The sequence below is a fragment of the Christensenella minuta genome (assembly GCF_003628755.1).
In the GTDB taxonomy this organism is placed as follows: domain Bacteria; phylum Bacillota; class Clostridia; order Christensenellales; family Christensenellaceae; genus Christensenella; species Christensenella minuta.
In genome coordinates this window covers 161,776-180,597 of sequence record NZ_CP029256.1, presented here as the reverse complement: position 1 = coordinate 180,597, position 18,822 = coordinate 161,776, and the positions used below count along the sequence as shown (strand labels likewise).

The 18,822-nt window shown below is 53.3% G+C and carries 19 protein-coding genes; 1 reads left to right on the top strand and 18 read right to left on the bottom strand.

Annotation, left to right across the window (positions count from 1 at the left end):
- Nucleotides 1-31: 31 nt before the first annotated feature.
- Together B1H56_RS00900 and B1H56_RS00895 are read right to left on the bottom strand one after the other, a co-directional pair.
- The gene (locus B1H56_RS00900; protein ID WP_066522264.1) at nucleotides 32-415 is read right to left on the bottom strand and encodes a GtrA family protein; all 384 of its coding nucleotides are present in this window, start codon (nucleotides 413-415) and stop codon (nucleotides 32-34) included.
- Nucleotides 416-570: 155 nt separating this feature from the next.
- Nucleotides 571-1,980 (bottom strand): MATE family efflux transporter, encoded by a 1,410-nt coding sequence (locus tag B1H56_RS00895; RefSeq protein ID WP_066522058.1) that lies wholly within the window; start codon nucleotides 1,978-1,980, stop codon nucleotides 571-573.
- Between the two features lie 145 nt (nucleotides 1,981-2,125).
- On the opposite strand from B1H56_RS00895, the gene B1H56_RS00890 reads away from it, so the two are divergent.
- Nucleotides 2,126-2,746, top strand: coding sequence for a cytidylate kinase-like family protein (locus tag B1H56_RS00890; protein WP_066522060.1), 621 nt, complete (start codon nucleotides 2,126-2,128; stop codon nucleotides 2,744-2,746).
- 254 nt (nucleotides 2,747-3,000) lie between these two features.
- Here B1H56_RS00890 and B1H56_RS00885 read toward each other — a convergent pair whose 3' ends face one another.
- The 16 genes from B1H56_RS00885 to B1H56_RS00810 form a co-directional block, all read right to left on the bottom strand.
- Entirely contained in the window at nucleotides 3,001-3,342 is a 342-nt protein-coding gene (locus B1H56_RS00885; RefSeq protein WP_207644466.1) for a hypothetical protein, read from the bottom strand.
- A 193-nt stretch (nucleotides 3,343-3,535) separates the two neighbouring features.
- Complete coding sequence (locus B1H56_RS00880) at nucleotides 3,536-4,591, bottom strand: ABC transporter substrate-binding protein (protein ID WP_066522066.1); 1,056 nt, start codon at nucleotides 4,589-4,591, stop codon at nucleotides 3,536-3,538.
- Nucleotides 4,592-4,607: 16 nt separating this feature from the next.
- Nucleotides 4,608-5,357, bottom strand: coding sequence for an ABC transporter permease (locus tag B1H56_RS00875; RefSeq protein ID WP_066522266.1), 750 nt, complete (start codon nucleotides 5,355-5,357; stop codon nucleotides 4,608-4,610).
- Nucleotides 5,358-5,401: 44 nt separating this feature from the next.
- A complete protein-coding gene (locus tag B1H56_RS00870) occupies nucleotides 5,402-6,259 on the bottom strand; it encodes an ABC transporter permease (RefSeq protein WP_066522068.1) in 858 nt (285 codons plus the stop codon).
- Nucleotides 6,256-7,344: an ABC transporter ATP-binding protein gene (locus B1H56_RS00865; RefSeq protein ID WP_066522070.1), complete on the bottom strand. Its 1,089-nt coding sequence runs from the start codon at nucleotides 7,342-7,344 to the stop codon at nucleotides 6,256-6,258. Before B1H56_RS00865 ends, B1H56_RS00870 begins: the two co-directional genes overlap by 4 nt.
- 188 nt (nucleotides 7,345-7,532) lie before the next feature.
- Nucleotides 7,533-8,066: a cupin domain-containing protein gene (locus tag B1H56_RS00860; RefSeq protein WP_066522071.1), complete on the bottom strand. Its 534-nt coding sequence runs from the start codon at nucleotides 8,064-8,066 to the stop codon at nucleotides 7,533-7,535.
- A 307-nt stretch (nucleotides 8,067-8,373) separates the two neighbouring features.
- Nucleotides 8,374-9,249: a M15 family metallopeptidase gene (locus B1H56_RS00855; RefSeq protein WP_066651291.1), complete on the bottom strand. Its 876-nt coding sequence runs from the start codon at nucleotides 9,247-9,249 to the stop codon at nucleotides 8,374-8,376.
- A 110-nt stretch (nucleotides 9,250-9,359) separates the two neighbouring features.
- Complete coding sequence (locus B1H56_RS00850) at nucleotides 9,360-10,172, bottom strand: N-acetylmuramoyl-L-alanine amidase family protein (protein WP_066740016.1); 813 nt, start codon at nucleotides 10,170-10,172, stop codon at nucleotides 9,360-9,362.
- 123 nt (nucleotides 10,173-10,295) lie between these two features.
- Nucleotides 10,296-11,195: a hypothetical protein gene (locus B1H56_RS00845; protein WP_066522079.1), complete on the bottom strand. Its 900-nt coding sequence runs from the start codon at nucleotides 11,193-11,195 to the stop codon at nucleotides 10,296-10,298.
- On the bottom strand, nucleotides 11,192-12,601 hold the full coding sequence (locus B1H56_RS00840; protein WP_066522081.1) for a sensor histidine kinase: 1,410 nt from the start codon (nucleotides 12,599-12,601) through the stop codon (nucleotides 11,192-11,194). The genes B1H56_RS00845 and B1H56_RS00840 overlap by 4 nt, the downstream gene beginning before the upstream one ends.
- 1 nt (nucleotide 12,602) lies before the next feature.
- The gene (locus B1H56_RS00835; protein ID WP_066522083.1) at nucleotides 12,603-13,256 is read right to left on the bottom strand and encodes a response regulator transcription factor; all 654 of its coding nucleotides are present in this window, start codon (nucleotides 13,254-13,256) and stop codon (nucleotides 12,603-12,605) included.
- Between the two features lie 238 nt (nucleotides 13,257-13,494).
- Nucleotides 13,495-16,146 carry an InlB B-repeat-containing protein gene (locus tag B1H56_RS00830; protein WP_162938945.1) on the bottom strand — a complete coding sequence of 884 codons (2,652 nt, stop codon included), beginning with the start codon at nucleotides 16,144-16,146 and terminating at the stop codon, nucleotides 13,495-13,497.
- A gap of 206 nt (nucleotides 16,147-16,352) precedes the next feature.
- Nucleotides 16,353-17,474, bottom strand: a complete 1,122-nt coding sequence (locus tag B1H56_RS00825) for a sodium ion-translocating decarboxylase subunit beta (protein ID WP_066522091.1) — start codon at nucleotides 17,472-17,474, stop codon at nucleotides 16,353-16,355.
- Nucleotides 17,475-17,555: 81 nt separating this feature from the next.
- Nucleotides 17,556-17,957 (bottom strand): hypothetical protein, encoded by a 402-nt coding sequence (locus tag B1H56_RS00820; RefSeq protein ID WP_066522092.1) that lies wholly within the window; start codon nucleotides 17,955-17,957, stop codon nucleotides 17,556-17,558.
- Between the two features lie 166 nt (nucleotides 17,958-18,123).
- On the bottom strand, nucleotides 18,124-18,390 hold the full coding sequence (locus B1H56_RS00815) for a hypothetical protein (protein WP_066522093.1): 267 nt from the start codon (nucleotides 18,388-18,390) through the stop codon (nucleotides 18,124-18,126).
- A complete protein-coding gene (locus tag B1H56_RS00810; protein WP_066522095.1) occupies nucleotides 18,387-18,821 on the bottom strand; it encodes a zinc ribbon domain-containing protein in 435 nt (144 codons plus the stop codon). Before B1H56_RS00810 ends, B1H56_RS00815 begins: the two co-directional genes overlap by 4 nt.
- Between the last annotated feature and the right edge of the window lies 1 nt (nucleotide 18,822).

Here is an 18,822-nt window from a genome sequence, read left to right as displayed (position 1 = left end):
CCTGCCGTATATTTTACCGTCTTGCACCATCTTATTGTTCCAGAAACTTTTTCCTGGTAATAAAATTCCACACCATCACGATCGCCGTTGCCCCGATCTTCACAAGCATATAATGCAGGGCCAGCATCTCTACCCCCGCCCACATGATCAGCTGATTGATTCCGAGGCCGATCACGCTGAAAATGACAAACAAGATAAAATTGCGTACCTTGCTGTGCTTTTTATTTACATCGAAAACCCAGATCACGCTGGCGATATAGTTGAAAATAACCGAAATGCTGAACGACAGGGTAGAAGAAACAAGGTAGTATATCCCGCACCATTCCGTAAATACATACAGCAATCCGTAATCGATCAGAAAGGCGATAATTCCAACGATACCGAATTTTAAAATCTGATGAAACAGTTTTTTCATTTTTTTCTCCTGTTTGGCCGACATCGATCCACAGGCGGCTGCCGGCGTTTTAAGGCCGCGCCTTTCTAAGGCAGCACAATGCCCGTCCGCTTTCCCCGCAGGGAGCGTCCCGTTCCGCCTTCCCGCCGTACGGTCCGAACGGCGGGAAGGCGCCATTACATTCCCGGCACAAGCGCCGCCGGGTCGTCCAGCGGCTTGATATACTTGCGGCCGACATACCGGAAAAAGAAGATGCTCAATATGAGCGAAACGCATTCCGCGACCGGGAAAGCGTACCATACGTCGTTTACACTGCCGAAAAGCGACAAGAGGTAAGCTGCCGGCAGGATGACCACGAGCTGGCGGCACAGGGACACAATCATACTCAGGACGCCGTTGCCGACTGCCTGGAATACCGAGGAAAATACGATCCCTACCCCTGCAAAGGCAAAGCACAGGCTGATGATCCGCAGCGCCTGCGTTCCCAGGTCCAGCATGGCAGGCGTTGCGTTAAACATCTGCAGCAGTGCCTCCGGAAACAGCTGGAAAATCACCATGCCGACGACCATGATGATGACGGCAAGGATGGTGGCGAACCGTACCACGTCCGTAATCCGCTGCTTATACCGCGCGCCATAGTTATACGCCACAATAGGAATCAAGCCGTTTGTAAGCCCCAGAACCGGCAGGAAGATAAATGATTGCAGCTTGAAATAGGCTCCGAGCACAGAGACTGCGGCGGCGGAGATATCCGGCGCATAAAAGTAGACCAGAATAAAATTGAAGCCTACGATCATGACCGAGGTGATCGCCTGCATAACGATGGAAGGAACCCCAACCTTATAAATTTCCCCGATGATCCTTTTGCGCGGACGGAAGCCGCGCATTTTGATCTTTACTTCCTTGATTTTTTTGTTGACGAAATACAGGCACATCAGCATTGCGACGATCTGCCCGATTACGGTCGCGCCCGCCGCGCCCGCCGCGCCCATTTCCGGGAACGGCCCCAGGCCGAAAATCAGGATTGGGTCGAGAATGATATTGATGACCGCGCCCACAATCTGCGTAATCATATTATAAATCGTAACGCCTGTGGACTGCATGATCCGTTCGCACATGATCTCAATAAATACGCCGAAGGAAAAAACCGTACAGATCGAGACGTACTGCGTACCCATTGCCGCAATTTCCACGCCGCCCTCGATTCCCGCCGTGAATGCCTCAAAGAACATCTGCGAAAAGAAAATACCGAAGGCCGCAAAACCGATCCAGCTGACGATCCCGAGGAAAATACCGGCGGAAACGCCCTCGTTGGCGTCGTCATACTTTTTTTCTCCCAACCGGCGCGACACCAGCGAATTCATACCGACGCCGGTACCGACCGCCACCGCGATAATCAGCATCTGCACCGGAAACGCCAGCGACACCGCAGCAAACGCATTTTCGCTGTATTGGCCGACAAATATGCTGTCCACAACATTATACAGTGCCTGCACCAGCATAGAGATCATGATGGGCAAAGCCATCGTGACCAGTAATTTTTTGACGGGCAACACGCCCATTTTGTTTTCTTTTACCGCTTCCATACACATTCTCTCCCAATCAAATGTTTCCCGTTCACAAATTGACATTTTATCATATAAGGGGCATAATGTAAACAAACCTCACGCACGGCGCGCTCCGTGCCGCGCGGATCGTTTCTGCCAATCGGCCACAAGGAGGAATTAAGCTATGAAAAACGACGTTATTATCACTATTTCCCGGCAATTTGCAAGCGGTGGAAGAACCATCGCCAAAAAGCTCGCGGCGGGGCTCGACCTTCCCTACTATGACAACGAGCTGATTACCCTTGCGGCAAAAGAGAGCGGATATAACGAGGAATTTTTTGAAAACGCGGAAGAAAAGGCGAATAACAAATTCCTGTATTACCTTTCCTCCGGTCTTGGCAACGTGTCCTCGTGGGGAACGGATATTGCGCTTGACGACAAGCTGTTCCTGATCCAGGCGGACGTAATCCGCTCGGTGGCGGCCAGAGGCTCGTGTATCATCGTCGGCCGCTGCGCGGATTATGTGCTCGCAGGCAATCCGAACTGCATCAATATCTTTATTTATTCCGACATTGACCACAGGATCGAGCGGGCAAAAAACGATTATCACCTCGAGGCACCCAACCTCAAGGACGCGATTATCAAATCCGATAAAAAACGCGCGACCTATTACAATTACTATTCCGATATGAAATGGGGCCAGAAGGAAAATTACCACCTGATGCTGAACAGCGACAGTATCGGGATAGAAAATTCGGTAAAGCTGCTGACCCAATATGTCGAGTTGTTTGTTGAAGGCAGGTAAACCTGCTAAAAAAGCCGCAAAAAAGAAAATCAAGCCAAACAGGTTTTTTGGCTTGATTTTTTTACATTCGCGGCAGGCCTAAATCATACTGCCGTCTATGGCGTTGATCGCCATAAGTTTCACGAGGATGTTTGTCAACCATTCTTGTTCCATAAAGCCACGGAGCGTTGCCACACTAATCCGCTAACAGAATAAGCAGCCCATGCGTCGCGCATGGGCTGCTTATTCTTTTCCAACAGACAACACAGCTATAACTATTGCAAGGCTTCTCCTACAACCACACAGGGATCTCCCGTGATGCAGCGCGAAAAACGCCGTTCGTATTTCCGGTGTACAAGATCGAGGATATTTGTGTCCGCCCCTTCGCTGCACACAAGATACAGGACATAGGTTACCGCTCCTTCCGGCGCCGCACACGCCTGCCGGATATAGGCGGCCTCGCGCACGCCTTCGCAGGCACGGTAATATTCCCGAAGTTCCCGCGCGAGCACTTCAAACTCATCCAGCCTGTTTTCTTTTACATTATAAGTACAAATTTCATAAATCATTCCAGATTCCCCTACGCCCGGCGACGAAGCCTGAAGTATTAAGATCATTTGTTTCTTTTATTATAAACCAGTATTTCTTTGCTTTTCAACAAAACAGCGATAAATTTCGTATTATCGCGACCTGAAGCTGTTATTTTCCTTCAATTTTGACGCTTTTTACTATTTTTTGTGATATTTCGGTTTTTTTCGTGTTATCACAACAAAAAAAGAAGGGCGGACCGCCCTTCCCTTTGCCCGGCCATCATGCGATCTTTACTTTCATCCACGCGTCCTCGTACATTCGCAGGATATCTTTTTCGAGATGCTCGTAATATTCACAGTTGGCAAGGTCTTCTTTTGGCGGATTGAAAGCCGTATTTTCAAGCAGCTCCGGGTCTACAAGCGCGAGGGCGTCGTCCTCCGGCGTGGAATAGCAGTTGTATTCCGCATTCAGCGCCGCGATATCCGGCCGCATCATGAAGTCTACAAAGCGCAGGGCGGCATCGTATACATCCGTTGTTTTGAGGATGCACATACCGTCCACGAAAATATTCGCCCCCTCCCTGGGGATCACATACCGCAGGTCCGGGTTATCCATCATGGAGTAAGCCGCGTCGCCTGCGTACATGGGCGCGAGCGCCGCGCTCCCGTTAATCATCGTCATCCGCAGGTCATCTGTCCCATAAGCCAGCACGAGGGGCTTTTGCTCCACAAGCAGCTCCGCGGCTTCGTCAATCTCCTGCTGGTTTTTGGTATTGATGCTGTAGCCGAGCTTGATGAGCGCAAGCCCTACGCTGTCGCGGATACTGTCGTACATCAGGATTTGTTTTTCATATTTGGGATCAAAAAGCGCATCCCAGCTGTCGATCTCCCCTCCCGTCAGTTCGATATTGTAGAGGAGGCCGAACGTTCCCCACGTATAGGGCACGGAATACTGCCCGTTCGGATCATAGGTGCAGGTCTCGACGAAATCCTCGACATAGCCGTAATTTTCCATTTTGGAATGGTCGAGCCCAGCAAGGCGGTCTTCCAGCATCAGACGCTGGATCATATATTCGGAGGGAACCACCACGTCGATCTGTGTACCTTCGGTCGTCGCGATCACATACATTTCCTCATTGGAGGGTACGGTGGTCATATTGATCTTGATATCAGGGTTTTCTTCCTCGAACATGGGAATGACAGCCGGGTCAATATAATCCCCCCAGTTCAGGAAGTGCACGACCGTGCGGCCGCCCGCGGTCTCCGTGGAGGCGCAGCCCGCACATATGCCCGCCGCCAGCAGGCAGATAAGCAGAATGGAACATAATTTTTTCATACGTTGTTTATCCTTTTCAGCGAAAACTTTCTACCCGCGGCGATCTCTTCGTTTTCTTTACGGACCGCAGGTTGATGACCAAAAGCAGCGTGATGACTACGACAAACATGATTGCAGACAGGGCGTTAATCATGGGGTTGATGCCCACGCGCGCCATACTGTAAATATAGGTGGACAGGTTCTGCGTCGCCCCCTGCGAGGTGAAAAAGCTAATCATAAAATCGTCGAAGGACATCGTGAAGGCGAGCAGGAAGCCCGTTACGATACCCGGCGCGATCTGCGGCAGGATCACCTTCCGGACCGCATAGGCCGGCTTTGCCCCCATATCGAGCGCAGCTTCGTACGTGCCCGGGTCCATCTGGCGGAGCTTCGGGAGCACGGAAAAGATGACAAAGGGGATATCGAACGTGATATGCGCAAGCAGCATCGTCCAATAGCCGCGCGGAATATTGAAGAAAATAAACAGCAGCAGCAGGGATATACCCGTTACGATCTCTGCATTGACCATGGGAATATAGGTGAGGTTTACCATCACGTTTTTACTTTTTTTGCGGAAATTATCCATGCCGATCGCCGCAAGCGTACCAATAAAGGTGGCTGCGAGCGATGCGATAATTGCAATGGAGATGGTGACCCACACCGCCTCCGCAATGGAAGGGTCCTGAAAAAGCTGTTCGTACCAATGGAGGGAGAACCCCGTCCACTTGGCCATCGATTTGGACTCGTTGAAGGAAAAGATGATGAGCGCGCCGATGGGCAGGTACATGAACGCCAGTATGACCGCCAGATAAAAGCGTTTGAAAAACAGTTTCACAGCAAGGCCCCCCCTTCCCCTTCTTTATCGTATTTGCGCATCAGCCACATGAACAGTATGGTCAGGATCAGCATGACCACCGCAAGGGCGCTGCCGAAATTCCATTCGGACATCAGCAAAAACTCCATCTCGATAAGGTCGCCGTACATCATAAAATGGCTGCCTCCTAAAAGACGCGTGATGACGAAGGTGGTCATGGCGGGCATGAACACCATGGTGACCCCGGAGACGATGCCGCCTTTTGAGAGGGGCAGCGTGACCCGCCAGAAGGTCTGCCACTTATTGGCCCCAAGATCCTGTGCCGCCTGGATGCACGAGGTATCCATCTTCTGGAACACCGAATAGATGGGCAGGATCATGAAAGGCAGGAAGTTATACACCAGCCCGAAGATGATCGCCCCTTCCGTATACAGGAACTGCACCGGTTCAAACCCGAGCGCCATGAGCCCCTGGTTGATGATCCCCGCGTTATCAAGCAGGGCGCGCCACGCGTACGTCCTCAGCAGGAAATTCATCCACATGGGCAGGATAAAAAGGATGGAGAGGATAGCCGCGCGGTTTGGCTTCATGCGCGACAGCATATAGGCCACGGGATATCCGAGGAGCAGGCATACCGCCGTTGCTATGAGCGCCATCAGCACGCTGCGCCAGAAGACCGTCATATACAGCGGCGAAAACGCGCGCGCAAGGTTTTCCGCGGTAAGGATCATGACCCCGCCTGAACCCGTGTCGGTGAACGCATACAGCAGGATAAGGATCAGCGGCGCGACCGTGAAGACCGCAATCCATGCGACATAGGGCAGCGCGAACACCTTGCGCGAGTTCACCACGCCTGAAATCTGCTTACTTTTCATTGGCCCGCCCCCGCAGCTATGTCGATTCGCATTTTATCGTACTGGCTTACTTCCATGACATGGATGTCGTCCGGTTCGAGCGTGAATCCGACGCGGTCGCCCACATCATAAAAATCCGTGGAGTGAACCAGCCATTCAAAGCCATTATCGCCTTGTACACGGATTTCATAATGAACGCCCATGAACAGCGTGGAGGAAACCGTACCCGTGACCATATCTTCCGCAATATTTTTGGTGATGTTGATATCCTCTGGCCGCACGACCACCTGTACCGGTTCGTTTTCGTTGAAGCCGCGGTCGAGGCACACAAAATCGTTGTCTGCAAAATGCACAAAATAATCCCGTTTCATGACGCCGTTGATGATATTTGATTCCCCAATGAAATCCGCGACGAAGGAGTTGCGGGGCTCGTTGTAAATCTGCTCGGGCGTCCCTAATTGCTGGATCACGCCGTCGTTCATTACGGCGATCGCGTCGCTCATGGTAAGCGCCTCTTCCTGGTCGTGCGTTACATACACAAAGGTGATGCCGAGGGTTTTTTGCATGCGCTTTAATTCAAGCTGCATCTCCTGCCGGAACTTGAGGTCGAGCGCGCCAAGCGGCTCGTCTAGGAGCAGCACCTCCGGCTCGTTCACGAGAGCGCGCGCAATGGCAACGCGCTGCTGCTGTCCGCCGGAGAGCTTGGCGATATCGCGGTCTCCATAGCCGGAGAGGCCCACCAGCCGGAGCATATCTTCCACCTTTTTCCGGATCACCGTCTTATCCATCTTCTTGATCTTAAGGCCAAATGCAATATTGTCGAACACATTGAGGTGCGGAAACAGCGCGTATTTCTGAAACACTGTATTGACGCGCCGCTTATAGGGCGGAAGGCCCTTAATGCTTTCGCCGAACAGGTGCACATCGCCGCGTGTCGGCTCTTCAAATCCGGCGATGATGCGCAAAAGCGTCGTTTTCCCGCAGCCGGAAGGCCCGAGCAGCGTCAGGAATTCATTCTGCCTGATATACAGGTTGATGTTGGAGAGGACTTCCACCCCGTCGTACTCCTTGTAGACCCCTAAAAAATCGATGATGTGTTCTGACATAGCATAAACCCTTTCAAAGCATAATCTTTTTTTGCAAAGAGCTTCAGGTTTTGAAGCCCGCAGCAGCCGGCCGCGGTAAATTCCCGCAAAAGTCCGGCGGCGGCCCGTTCATGCGCAGAGCGCCCGGATGTGCGCCATACAAGGCGGACCGGTGTAAGACTTTATCCACGCCGCAACCGGATGCGCGGCTAAAACATGGGAGGCGTGGAAATCCATATCACTTCCGCATCCTTTTTCCCGTTATTCTCAATTTTATGCGGCATATCTGCCTGAAAATAGAAGCTGCCGCCCTTCCTGACCTTATAGCGCTTCATGCCGAGGACGAGCGTGACCGTGCCGGAGAGCACGTAGCCGAATTCCTCGCCTTCATGCGGACGGTCTTCCTCGGTGGAGCAGCCCGCCACAAGATGCAGCAGGATCGGTTCCATTTTGTTCTTCTGCGCATTCGGCACAAGCCACAGGATGCTTTTTTCGTCGTCCGCCTTTTCAAAAAGATCCGCTGCCGCAAACGTCACCTTTTCTTCTTCACGCTCATTAAAAAATTCCCGCAGGTCTGTTCCGAGACATTCGAGGATATCCATCAGCGTCGCGATCGAGGGGGAAGTAAGGTCCCTCTCAAGCTGCGAAATAAATCCTTTTGAAAGTTCCGCACGGTCGGCGAGCTCGCTTTGCGTGAGGCCGAGGCTCTGCCTTCTCGCCTTGATCTTCCTGCCGATTTCCATAACTTTTTATCCTTCCGCGGTTCCGCATTCATGCAATACTAAACAAATTGTTTATTGCCATTAAACTTCCGGCGCAAATATTATTTAATCACATGCGCCTGCCCCATGTCAACATATTTTTGCTTTATGAAAGCCCGTTTTGCATGCGGGATATTTCTTTGCTTTTTAAATTTTATCTAAAACGCTCCTAAAAGTTTAGCAATACTATATATAACCGGCAAAAAATGTTTGTTTTTTCGTTGTTTTTCCGCTGCGAAGCACACAAAAAAATCCCGGAGGCCCGCCGGGATTTTTCCGAAAAAATTTTTCAGGAATTGCCGCCTGCATATTCCTCAAGGCATTGGCCGCTTTGATAGATCTCTTTTGCCGCCTGTTTTCCCACATAGCGGAAATGCCACGGTTCATAGATCACCCCGGTGAGGGCTTCTTTCCCTTCCGGATAACGGAGAATGAAACCGTATTTCCATGCATTTTCCGCGAGCCACAGCCCTTCCGGCGTTTCCCCGAAGGAATCGTCGGCCTCGTCGTGCCGCGGGGAAAGGATATCCAGCGCGAGGCCGGTCGTGTGCTCGCTCGTATTTCCCGGAAGGACGCGGACGGGATCTGAATAGGGTTCGCGGCCATAGTCCGGATCCTCGCGCAGTCTTTGTTCCCAAAGCTGTTCCTGGTATTCGATGGAACGGTACGCGGTCGTAATCTTGTAGGGACCGGCCCCTTCCGCCTGCGCAGCCCGGAACATTTCCCGGGCGGCCGCGCCCGCCATGCTGTCGATAGAGCCGCCCTCAAAGGACACTTCATTTTCGAATACCTCGTCCATCGGCACGAGCGTATCCGGGCGGCTGCCATCCGAAGGGTGTTCCCAGTTTACGAGCACAAGAAACCGGCCGTCTTCAACGGGGGGATTCTCCGCTGCCTCCGCGGGCGGCCGCGCCTGTGCGCAAACCCGCGCGGCACCCGTATGCACGGTCTTTTCCGATTGTGCGCAGCCCCGCGTGAAGAGCAGAAGCCCCACGGCCAGTATAGCCACCATGACGGCAAACACCGCAAAACGCTTCGTCGCCCTCCTGCGCTTATGCCTGCCCGGCGGCGCAGACGCCGTAAAACGCATTTCGCCGCCTCCTCCCGTCCTGTTTTTTCCATAGTATCCGGAGAACGTATCGTTCCCGCTTCTATTCTTCATCATTTTTATACCGCAGCCATAGAGGAAAGGGAAGGCTGAAGCCCTCCCTCTCCCGACAGAAAAAATTTTATTGCCCGTTACGTTATATAGCAGTCTCTAAATCCCACCCCCCTTTACGAATTTTTTTCAAAAAGATATGTTTCGATCCCCGACCCCACCGCCTGCGCGACGGCCTGCTGGTAATCGTCTTTTTGCAGCTTCTGTTCCTCCTCCGGATTGGAGAAAAAACCGCATTCCACAATGATACTGGCCTGGTTTCCCGGCCGCAGGAGCTGGTAATCTCCCGAATTGACATCGCGCGGATTTGCGATGCCGAGCTGTTCGTTGAGCGCCCTTTGGACATATTGCGCAAGCTCGTAGCCCGGCGCTTCCCTGTCGCGGTAAAAAACCTGGGGGCCGGCGGCCCCGGCGCCCTGTTCAAAGAAATTCTGGTGGACGCTGACGAAGACATCGGCATTCGCGGTGCGTATGATCTCCTCGCGTTTTGCCATATCCGCCGCTTTGCGTACTTTGGCGTCCGGCTCGTCCGCCGCGGCGATCGGTTCATCCGATTCGCGCGTCATGATAACGGTATAGCCTTTCCCTTCCAGTACGTTTCTCAGTTTTAAGGCAATTTCGAGGTTGACCTCTTTTTCGAGTCTTCCGGTGGAAACACCTTTAGTTCCGACATCCGTATCCCCGTGTCCGGGGTCCACGATGACCGTGGCGCCGCTGCCTGCCGGGATGATCTGTTTGAGGGTCTGTGTCTCTCCCGCTGCGGGCGCCATTTCTTCGCCGGCCGCACGGGATATCTCAAACGGGAAGGCCCGGTAGAGCAGGAATATTCCCGCAATGATAAGCAATGTGACGGCGAGGAACAGGAAAAACCTTCCTGTCGCCCGCCTGTGCCGCCGTCCCGTTCCGGTATGCTGTGATAAGTTACGCATGATCTCTTTCCCCCTGATGCCGATTCTCTTTGTCCAAACAAAAACCCTGTACTTATAACGTACAGGGCCGGGGCATATTTTTTTCATCTATCTTGCATCATTTTTGTAACATCGTAAAAAATTTTATAAAATATCCGACGGTTTGAGGATCATCCGGAATATGCTGACATCTTCAATTTCTGTCAGAATGTCGAAATCCTGGTCCGTCATGGCGAACAGGCTGTCGATATAGCTTTTATAATCAGGGCCGTCCGTTGTCAGGGTGAAAAAATCCTTCCGGTAATCCACTTTGAACTCGTGGTATTCCGCAAATGCCTCCGCCGCCGCGAGAACCTTATCAAGATCGTCCCACCACGCGCCGAGCTCGTCATCTTTGGCGGAAATTGCCATATAATACGCCTTTCCAAGGTCGTCGTCGATGATAAGGCTATACCTTTGGCCCGTTTTCGGGTTGGATATGATCCCCTTCCAATAATAGAACTTGAGGTTGGAGACCGTAGGGTCGACCGCCCACAAAAAGGCGATGCTGTCGACCGCGTCGTAGGTGCCTTCCTTGCCGAGGTCAAATTTTGGTATCGCCCCCGTTTCCTGCAAAAGGCGCGCTTCACGCACGATGGCGAGCTCCGCCTGCGCCTTGGTCATCACACTGTCCCCGGCCGGTTCTTCGATGAATCCTCCTGAAATATCCGGATAATTGTAGGAAGATATTCCATTATCGAAACGGCTCATATCGAAGGGGTCTGTTTCCGCGGACGGCTGTTCAACCCCTGTCTCATAGTAGTTCCTTTCAATATTCAGCATATTGCCGGTAAAATCCGCGCCCACCAGCTCGTAGAGAACCTTGGTTTTCTGGTATTTGGTCGCCTTATATTGATAGGACTCGGAGACTGACTCGTCCTTTTGAACAACATTCAGGAAGGAGGAATCTGTTTCCCGCGCGAGATAGGGCGGCAGCCACGCGCTCATGACGACCACGAACGCGGTCACGGCGATTGCGCACACATATTTTACGATCCGCTTCATGGACGCGCCCTCCTTGCCCTTCTGATCCTGATGCATACGAGCGTACCCGAGCCTACGATGCTCTTAAACTCAAGACGCGAACCGTGCATATGCGCGATCTTATCGGAAAGCGCGAGGCCAAGTCCGGCGCCGTTCTGCGCACGGGCGCGGCTTTTGTCCACCATATAAAACGCTTCCGTGATCTTCTTGATTTCTTCCTCCGGGATGCCCCGGCCATGGTCGCGCACGCAAAAGACATAATCACGGCCGTCGATCTGCCCGTACAGCTCGATGAGGCTGCCCGGTTCTGACGCCTTGCGCGCATTATCAATCAGGTTCACAAGCAGGGTTTTGAAAAGGTCCGGCTCGACCATCACGACCGCGTTCTGCGCCGCCGTTTTTAAGACAAGCCCCGCGTTTTCCATAATGGGAAGCATCAGGCCTTCGATCTCCTCGATCAGTACGCGCGGGTTGATGCGCCGTTTCTCAAATTCCTGCCGCTCGAGCACCATCAATTCGAGGAGTTTGAGGGACAGCGCCTCGAGGCGTTTTCCCTCCGTGAAAATATAATTGGCCGAAAGGAACATTTCCTCCGGCTTCATATGCTTGGAACGCAGCATATCCGCATAGCCGATGATAGACGTGAGCGGCGTTTTCAGTTCGTGCGCGAAGCTCGCAACGAAATCCTCGCGCTGGCGCGCCGTATTTTCGAGCGCGTACATTTTATCCTGCACCGCGTCTGTCATGGCGTTGAAGTCCTGCGTGAATTCGGCAATCTCATCCTCGCCCTTCACCCGCATGCGCACATTGTAGTCCCCCTCAGCGATACGCCGCGTGGTCGCGGACAGCCTGGTAAGCGGGCGGGTCAAAAACATTGAAACAACGAGCATCACCAGCGCACTTAAAAGCAACAATACGATGCTCCATTCCGTATAGGTATCAAATTGGGCTTCCCGTTCCTGGAAGATGGAGGTGATATCCCGCGAGGTCTCGAGATAGACGGTGCGGCCGCCCACGCTGGTCGAGCAGCAAACGGTGATATCGTAACGGCCGCCGCTCCCGCCGATGCGGTATACGCGTCCGCCGTCCATTTCGCGCATGAGTTGTTCGTCCGCCGCTTCTCCCGTGCTGGAAAATATCTTCTTATAATTTTCATCCGAAACGATGATACCCCGCCGCCCGCCGTTTTCAAGGGATGAAACACTGTTGACGACGGCTTCGTCCGTGAGCTTGGCGCCCTGGTTCAGATAGGTGGTCGCCGCGCTTTCGTAGGCGAGCTTCATTAGCTGGTTTTCTTCAAGGGCCCGGTCTGTCTCGCGCGAAAGCGCGGAGGTGAAAAAGGACGTAACCAAAACATAGCCGCCCACCGCAAATACGATGGCGATCACGATCACCGTTGACAAAAACACCTTCCAGGCAAATTTCATCCTAGTATTCCAACCTGTATCCTACCTTATAGACGGCAACAATCATTTTTTCCCAGCCAAGTTTTTTGCGCAGCCGCTGGACGTGCAGGTCTACCGTGCGCGTATCCCCGAGGTAATCGCTCTGCCACACGCGCTCGAAGATGGTCTCGCGGAAGAGGGCAATATTCTTATTACGGATGAAGAGAAGCAGGAGCTCGTATTCCTTCATCGTAAGATCGATCTGCCGCCCGTTCTTTTTGACGCACCGCGACTGCGTATCGATTTCCACGTCTCCCACGGCGATCCTGCTTTCGCCTTTGTTGTAACGGCGCAGAACGGCCTCTACGCGCGCCAGCAGTTCGACGATCTCGAAGGGCTTGATGATGTAATCGTCCGCCCCGAGGTGGAGGCCCTTCACACGGTCCGCCACGTCGTTTTTGGCGGTAATAAAAATGACGGGAGTGCCGGTAGGGGCGATATATTCCATCAGCTCATACCCGTTTACCTTGGGCAGCATGATATCCAGCAAAATCAAATCGTACCGGTTTTGCTCGATCATGTCCGCCGCCTGCATCCCGTCATCCGCTACGTCGCAGGAATATCCGCCCTCCGCCAGATTCACGCGAATCAGGTTGGAGATCGGACGTTCATCTTCTACAATCAATATGTTTATCATAACCCGTTGTTTCCCCAAATCAATGGATTTCTTAAGATACATCCATTATCGCTTTACATTGTATCATATTTGCATCAATGCAGGAAATTTTCTCCAAAAATCGCTTTATAGCGCTATTCCCCATGCCCCGTTTTGGCAAGGCCCGGTATCCGTTTTCTTGGTAAAAACGAAATGTCCTAAGCTAAAAAAACCGGAGCTGCCGATGCAGCTCCGGTCCCCGCATATTTTGGACCGCGGATCAATACTCTTTTTTCCGCCGCCGTTTTATTTTGACCAGTGCGACTATGAACAGCGACGCCCCCGCAACGGCGATCCACGTATAGAGCCAAAGGCCGGAGGTATCCCCTGTTTTTGGCGCATCCGTATCCGCTGCCGTGCCCGCAGCCGTTTTCCAGCCGGCATAGAGCGTTATATTCCCATTGACCGTATCCGACTCAAAAGACCATTTCCGCGTTGCCGCCTCATCCGTAAACCAGCCGGTGAACGTATACCCGCCGCGTGTCGGATCGGCCGGGGCGCTGATGGTGCTTCCGGCGGGAATGTCTATGGCCGCCGCGACCGCGCTGCCGCCGCGCGAGTCAAACGTCACCGTATAGACTACGGCCGGGGCGGGGCCTTCCCGCCATCCCGCGTACAGCGTTATGTTGCTGTTTACCGCCGTTGCAAAATCCCACGGCTGCGTCGCCGCTGCGTCCTTGAACCAGCCGGTGAACACGTAGCCAGCGCGAACCGGATCCGCCGGTTTTTCTACCGCCGAACCCGCGGTTACCAGGGCAGGCCGTACCGCGCTGCCGCCCTGCGGATCGAAGGTCACGACATATTCGATTTCGATCCCCACATAATTGATGTCAAAATTATTGTATGCGTAAGTAAAGGGCTGCGTGATATGCGCCGTAAAAATCTTCGCCGCATACAGCGCTTTGTCCGCTTCTTTAATCAGGTAGCCGCGCGCCGCGCTGTTATCCGCAAACACCGCGCCGGAACCGGCGGTAATGCTGGCAAGGGTCCCATAGATTCCGCCGCCGTCTTCATGGGCCGTGTTGCCGGTGATAAAGCCCCTATTGAAATCAACATCTCCTATTGTGCTGATCCCGCCGCCGTTCGCCGCGGTGTTTCCGCTGACCGTTCCATTGTTGATCTCTATCCCATTTTCCGCGTAGATTCCGCCACCGTAGCCATCTGCAGCATTTCCATCAATCAGGCCGCTTTCTACGGTGACGTCCACCACAAACAGCCCGCCGCCGTCCGCAGCCGCGTGATTCCCGGTGACCGAGCTTCCCATCACATAGGCGACAGAGCCGTAGAAACCGCCGCCATCCTGCCGTGCCGTGTTGCCGGCAACCGTTCCGCCCCGCAGAAATGCGTTCGGAGCGACCGCGTAGACCCCGCCTCCGTTAGCGCCGGCTTCATTACCGCTGACCGTTCCGCTCTGGATCATAAAATTGCCACCGCAATAGATCCCGCCGCCGTTGCCGGTTGCTGCGGTGTTTCCCGTCAGGCTGCCATTTGATACGGAGACGCTGCTATATGCGTAAAGTCCGCCGCCATTGTTTGCCGCCGTATTTCCGTTGATTTCCACGCCCGCATATTGCGTTTTCCCTCTTGCATAGATTCCGCCGCCATCCGCAGCCGCGTTATTTTCTGAAACCGTCCCGCCATTCAGCAGGGCCTCGCCCAACACATAGACCCCGCCGCCGTCCGCAGCCGCATTGTTTTTGACTGAGCCGCCGTTGATTTCAAAATCCTGTTCCGTATAGATTCCGCCGCCATTATCGCCGGCAGTATTGCCGCTGACCGTACCGTTTTCTATGGTAACTGTCTCCACAAATATTCCACCGCCGCTCTCAACCGCATGGTTGCCGCTGACCGTACCATTTAATACGAAGATGCTTAACCCGTAATAGCCGCCGCCATCCCCCTGCGCTGTATTTCCGCTTATCGTACCACCGCTTATAAAAGCATTCGGCGCGGGCGAATATACTCCGCCGCCGTTCAGCCCCGCATTATTGCCGTCTATCGTCCCGCTATTGAGCGTAAATGCTCCTGCCGAATAAATCCCGCCGCCATTGCCTGCCGCCGCTGTATTTTGACTGACCGTGCTGCCTGATACATAAACCGTGAGTCCTGAGTTAACACCGCCGCCATTGCCTGCCGAGGCTCTATTTCCACTTAATACCGAATTGCTCAGCGTAACCGCACCGGCCGCATTAACGCCGCCGCCTGCCGCCGCCTGGCAATCCCTGACCGAAGCGCCGTTAAGCGTGATGTCTCCCGCCGCTTCAATTCCACCGCCTGCCGCAGGCGCGTTGCCAACAAGTTCTACTCCTTCAAAGGTCAGGGTAACGCCTGCCGACGCGTTGATATGGCGGATGGCTCCCGCAACGGATAATTGAACCGTGCCTCCCGTCGACCTGAAGGTCAGGTTTTTATCTATCGTAAGGGGCGTGTTCGTCAACTGCAGGCTGTTCGATATCTCTACCACTCCGCCGGGAGCGGCGTTTAAGATGTCCGCACGCAGCGCTGCTTCGTCCCCTGCCGCGAGAGGCATAATTTGAAGGCCGTCCTCCGCCGGAGCCGCCTCGCCTGTAAGCGCAGGCGGACCGCCATTTTCCATCTGAGCCTCCGGCACCGGTTCCGCAGGCTGCACGGAAGGCTGTGCCAAAGGTTCCGCAGGCACAGACGGTTCGGCTTCTTCCCCGCCGGAATCCTTCTCCGTCCCAGCTGTGGGGGGTTCCGGCTCCCGCGTCCCGGCAGCGTCAACAGGGGCGCCGCCAACTATTTCCATTGCAGCATCATTCACTTCCGCCGCTTCCTGTGCGGAGGCAAAACCGAATACGCCCAATACGAGAACCACTGAAAGCAATACGCAAATCAATCTTCTTTTTTTCATATCATTTATCCTTTCGATCCCCATAAAACAGACGAACATATCTTCCGGGAAATAAAGTTAACCAGATACCTTTTTTAACCGCTTACCGGCATGCGCAACATTAAAATATCGGATCACTCAAGCATTACCCTCTCACCTGCGCTGCCCGAAGAAGCCGGGCGGACGGTCCTCTTTTGCTTGTATCCGCATATCATATGGGCTCGAAGCTATCCAAACATTGCAATAAAAATCCCCGCGATGACCGCCGAGCCGACCGTACTGGCTACGATCGGACCCATTGCGTGCATCAGCAGATGGTTGTGCGGGTTATACCGCCGCGCCATTTTTTGGGACACCCGCGCGGCCATCGGCATCGCCGATACTCCCGCGTTGCCAATCAGCGGATTTACTTTTCCCTTGGTTGCCTTATTCATTATTTTAGCGATCAATACCCCGCCGACCGTGCCAAAGCAAAAGGCCACAAGGCCTAAAACGATGACCAGGATCGTCTGGACATTCAGTATCCTGTCCGCCGTTGCCGTTGCGCCTATCGACAACCCGATCAGCATCGTGAGAATGCTCAGCAAATCGTTCTGTAATGCACGCACCAGGCGTTTGGCAGCCCCGCTTTCACGGATCAGGTTCCCGAGCATAAGCATTGCGACAAGCGGTCCCGCGGACGGAACGAGCAGCAAGGTCGCCAATGTCACAATAATCGGGAACAGAATCCGTTTTTTCTTTGACACCTTGTTTGGAACGGGCATTTCGATGACACGTTCCTTTTGCGTCGTCAGCGCGCGCATAATCGGCGGCTGTATCAGCGGGACAAGCGCCATATAGGAATAGGCGGCTATGGCGATCGTAGGCAGCAGCTCCGGGGCGAGAAGCTCCGATAAATAGATCGATGTGGGACCGTCCGAGCTGCCGATCATGCCGATGGACGCCGCCTGCCGGAATGTAAAACCGTCAAAGCCGGGAATAACCGGAGCAAGCCAGCCGCTCAAAAGCAGCGCCCCGCCCAGCGCCACAAAAATCCCCAGCTGTCCGCCCAGCCCGATCAGCGCGCTTTTCGGGGAAGAAATCAGCGGGCTGAAATCCGTCATTGCACCGATGCAAAGGAAAATCAGCGGCGGATAAATTCCGAGCTGTATTCCCTGGTACAGGTAATACATCAATCCGCCTTCGTCATAGACCGAAAGCCCCGAAACCGGTATATTGGCAATAAACATACCAAATGCCAGCGGCAACAGCAGGAGCGGTTCATACTTTTTTACAATGGCAAGGTAGATCAGCACGAAAGATATGCCAATCATAACCACCTGCCCGAAGGACAGCTCCAACAGGCCCATCCCTATCAAGAATTGATTCAAAGAATCCAAAGGTCACCTCTACTTTCATAAAACAGCCGTTGAAATAATCAAAACGTCAGTTTATGAAACCGGCGGGGCGTTTCCTCCCAGTGAATATGCGATGACAGATTCCTTTAAATATTTGCCCGGCGCAAAATCTGGCGAACAGCCAAAGACCTGGGCGTATTTGCCGAAGCCGGGGACAAACGCTGAAAAAAACGGCAGGTCCCCAAGCTCCTGCGCCAAACGTGAATGTGTATCCTGCAGTTCCGGCTGGCCGCATATGAGATGGACAGCGGTGGAATTTGAACTTTCAAAAAAACCATATTGCTGGTTTGACTGGTTTTCCGCGGCATGGCCGGGGTTTCCGGCCGTATCCGCAGGATCGTCCAGAAATGGCTGAACGGCAAACAATAACAGCGCGATTACAAGCAGCGCTGTTATGACAGAAATATATCCGCTTCCCGATCGAGTATATGCCATTCTTTCCTTCCGTCCCGAGCATTCTATTTCCCTACTTATATTATACACGGACCGGCCCTGCTTATAACCGGCTTCCGGATTAAAAAAATTTACCGTATCCTATCCGCAAACTTTTTTCCGGGTAAGCCTGTGGCGTTCGCCATTACTGCGGTAAAAAAAAGAGGATTTAAAAATCCTCTCCAAGATATACGTCCATCATTTTTTCGATCTGCTTTTTTACCTCACCGAGCCGCCTCGCAATCTCCGGCCGCGGAAGCGGGGACGCGGTTTTTATATCGAGATCGTTCGCCAGCCGAAGATGCAGCCAGCCGAGCGTATGCCAGGTTCGTTTCAAATCCTCCCGAAGCTTTTCAAGCTCTTCCCGCGGGAGATATTCATCGGGACGGTAGACGACAATATTGGTCCACGGCTGTTTGTTTTCTGCCGTATTCATTGTTTTGCGCCGCAATTCGGGCAATAATTATCGCCCACATAGTGTTTCTGGCCGCAGTTTTTGCACTCCTTCACGGATTGCGCCGCATTGAGGGCCACTTCAAGCTGCTGCAGTTCCGCATAGATTTCCTTGATCTTCCTGGCCATTTCACCCATATCGCCGCGCAGCCTTCCTTTGGCATACGCCATTTCCCCCAGCGTATGGTAAGCTTCTTCGAGCTCTTTCTGCTTCTGGGACTTCTGCGTGTTGAGCTTGGCCGTTTCCATCAATTCCCTGGATTTGCTTGCAACCGTGGTTCCAAAGGCTACGATGCCTTCCCTGGCTTTTGCCGCCGCGGTCTTCGCTGCCTCGCCCACCGCCTGGCCTGCATCCATCGCTTTTTTCTGCGCGGCCTTTGCCGTTTTTTCAACCTGGTCTTTCGTTACTGCCATA